This window comes from Chryseobacterium hagamense, from assembly GCF_007991455.1.
Lineage (GTDB): Bacteria > Bacteroidota > Bacteroidia > Flavobacteriales > Weeksellaceae > Chryseobacterium > Chryseobacterium hagamense.
Window position 1 is genome coordinate 1 of record NZ_BJYJ01000069.1, and the last position, 3,252, is coordinate 3,252.

Sequence of the window (3,252 nt, forward strand, 5' to 3'; positions counted from 1 at the left end):
GGCAGGGAAGTTGCTAAGCAAAATTGGTGTTGGTAAGAAAGATAAGAAGGATAAAAAAGGTAAAAAAGATATTGATGATAAAGCAATTGATTTGACTACTTTAAGAATCTCAGTACCAACTAAAACCGATGGTAATCATACTCTTTATCTGAGAAAAGAGAAGAAAGGTTATAGCCTGATAATGGAGAGTACTCCTACTTTTTATTCTGATTTTATTAATCAAATTGAAACAACTGTAGAAAATAAGGATGACAAAGATAAAGCTTTAATCATTGCGAAAAGACTGGATGCATTAATAGATTCTGCTGATAATGAAAAGGATAAGCAAGAGATTGCTGAAAAACTAAAAGAATTATCTAAATTTACAATAAAGATTATTGATTTATTTAATCTTAAACCATTACAACCTGAAAATGACTATAAAAGAGGTAAGAAGCATGGTATAACATGGCAAAAATCTGATGTTATACAAGAATTTAAAAAAGATTTAAGAGATAAAGGAAAGAGTTTTCCACTTGGAAAATGGGGTAGTAAAAAAGATTTAGATTATGCTGGTAAGCTCGCAGCAACACTAAAAATTGCTGATGGCTTTAAAGATTTTCCCATTATGCCTGGAAGTACTAGTACAGTATATTATGTAGATGGATCAGAATCTAAGCCTGATAGAATCAGGTTAAGAAGAAATAAGGATAATAAAACCTTCCATGGTTTCCCAATAGATAGTAAAACAGCAGAACCAATATATTAAAAATTATAATATTATGTTTGAAATAAAATTTAATGTAACAAAAAAATTAGGTATAATAGACAATGAAGATATTTCAGTAAGTGAAGCAATTTGGTCTATATATCCTAATTATGACGAAAATGTAATTATCACTTTTGGGAATTACCTTATTTATTTAGATAAAAGAGGAGATATAGCTGGTATGTACAACGACATTATATATATGCTTAAAGACTTGAATGAAAATGAAAATGAATTTCAAATGAGTTTTTTAAGTAGTGGTTTTACTGTATATTGGAATTTCAAAAAAGAAGAAAATTTAATCACAATTACACCTAAATGGATCTCTGCCGGATTGAAAGATAGAGAAACAAATTTATTCGTACAAAATGTTAGAGAAGCTAATTTTCCGATAACCGTTAATACTGATGTCTTTATATCTGAATGGCATAAGCTTTTAAAAAATATAAAAGATGATTTATTAAAAGTAGGTTATACTGAAGATTTAGAAAACTTTGAATATTTGAAAAACTTGTAATAATGTAGGGCGAAATTTCAATTGAAGTTTCGCTTTTTTATTTGAAATAAAAGCCATTGCCAGCGGAAATGTAGGTGCGGTAGCCAAATCAATAGAAAACGCATTGGGAAGAGCTGTTCCTGTACTGATTGGCTTTTTAGCTTCGTTATTGGGAATTGGCGGATTGGCAGATAAGGTCTTAGGTGTGATCCGTAAAATCAAACAGCGTATTGAGAATGCCATTGTGAAGTTCTGGAATTTCGTGAAGGGGAAGGCAGGGAAGCTGTTGAGTAAAATTGGAGTTGATGGTAAGAAGAATAAGAAAGATGCAAAAACAACGTACCAACGTACATCGGCTGAAAAAGAACATGATTTGGATGTCGGCGTTAAAGAAGGAACCCGATTATTAAAAGACGAAAATCTTGATAAAAAAGAGATGCAGAAACGTCTTGAAGTTTTGGAAGATCACTACAATTTGCAGGAGCTTAAAATTGTTACTGACAAAGTAGAGAAAGATGAAGAAGTCTTATATATTTATGGTAAAGTAAATCCTGAAAAGAAAGGCGAAAAAGTCAAAAAGAAAAAGAAAAAACATTCAGAATATACGCCTAAAAATATTGAAATAAGAGTAGTTGGTGATCACAAGGTAGCAGTAACCTATGAATATGATAAAGAAGCTCATGAGAACGGTAAACAAAACTTTACAGTAACAATTGATTTAAACTCTGTTGATGGCAGAAAAGTTACCCAAACAGTTGATGGAAATAATTTGGCATTAAAACCAGAAGGAAAGGACAGGGGTTATCATGTGAGTGCCGGACAATTAGCTCGGGAAAAGTATGGATTAGATTTAGATTCAGTACATATTTTGGCAGACCAGTTTTTAGGTTCGGGATATAAAAGTGCACTTAATTTACTAGTTACTTCAGGTCCATTTAATAAACAAACAATGAAAAAAGCTGAAGATTCTATTAAAGATAAGATAAGAACAATTCAAAATGACAATCAAAATAAAATTGTTACTTTTGACATGACTGTTACGGCAACTTTTGAAGTTTTACCAGACGATAAGTTGATAGAAACATTAAAAAAGGTAAAACCCGAATTGAATAATGATGATAACGCTTTGAAAGCAACGCTGAGAAAATTAAACGAAAAGCAAGATCCAAGACGTTGTGAAAAAGTATCATATGAAGCTTATATGTTTATAGATGGTAAGAGAGAAGGAAGACCATTACAAGCAGAAACGGCAAACGCCGACAAATGGTTAAATGATTTATTTAAAAAGTAAAATATGAAACGTATAGAAGAATTTTTTAGAAGTCTATTTGAAAAAGAAAAAGAAGCAATTTATTATAGCGGATACAAAGAAAAACTAGATGAGTATAATAGTGTAGTTAAAGAATTAAATAAAAACGTGGTAAATGAAATGCCACCTTTAATGAGATTGCATGAAACACTACCATATTCTGAGAGATTTTATAAAGAAATAAAAGAATTTGATGATCCTATTACCCCTCGTCATCTTTATAAAATAAGCCATTATCAAAATAGAGACTATGGAGATTTATGGGCTTGTTATGTATCTGTTGATAATCCAGGAACAGGACAAACAAAAATATTACATTCATGTTTTATAGTTGCATCGATAGATGAGGACTTAAAGATTATTGCTCAATTTAATCCAGATAGAGATACAGGAAAATGGGCCTTTGTAGGAGGGGATGGAGAATTAAAAATGTATAAACTAGGAAAATTGCTTTCTATTGAACGATATTTAGAACCAGTAAATGATGATTGGGGTATAGAACAGTATAATAGAGATATTTAACAAAGCAATTAAAAACTTTTCATAAGCGAAATCGATTAGGGTTTCCCCCACAGCCACACGAAAGGATTCGTGTGGCTTTTTATGTACAATACTTTCTCACGTTGCGCAAAGTCTCCGATCAGATTGTTCAAAAATCTTATCGCAGGAGTTTCGCAAGGAATCACCAATTTCGGAGCC

General features: G+C 31.4%; 4 protein-coding genes. All 4 read left to right on the forward strand.

The features are described from left to right. Positions 1-748, forward strand: a 748-nt coding sequence (locus CHA01nite_RS20650; RefSeq protein ID WP_228458479.1) for a hypothetical protein, incomplete at its 5' end; no start/stop codon positions are given. 13 nt (positions 749-761) lie between these two features. Further along, positions 762-1,265, forward strand: coding sequence for a hypothetical protein (locus CHA01nite_RS20210; RefSeq protein WP_146944779.1), 504 nt, complete (start codon positions 762-764; stop codon positions 1,263-1,265). A 103-nt stretch (positions 1,266-1,368) separates the two neighbouring features. Beyond that, positions 1,369-2,535: a DNA/RNA non-specific endonuclease gene (locus CHA01nite_RS20215; protein ID WP_146944781.1), complete on the forward strand. Its 1,167-nt coding sequence runs from the start codon at positions 1,369-1,371 to the stop codon at positions 2,533-2,535. A gap of 3 nt (positions 2,536-2,538) precedes the next feature. Further along, entirely contained in the window at positions 2,539-3,075 is a 537-nt protein-coding gene (locus CHA01nite_RS20220) for a hypothetical protein (RefSeq protein ID WP_146944783.1), read from the forward strand. Positions 3,076-3,252 lie beyond the last annotated feature (177 nt).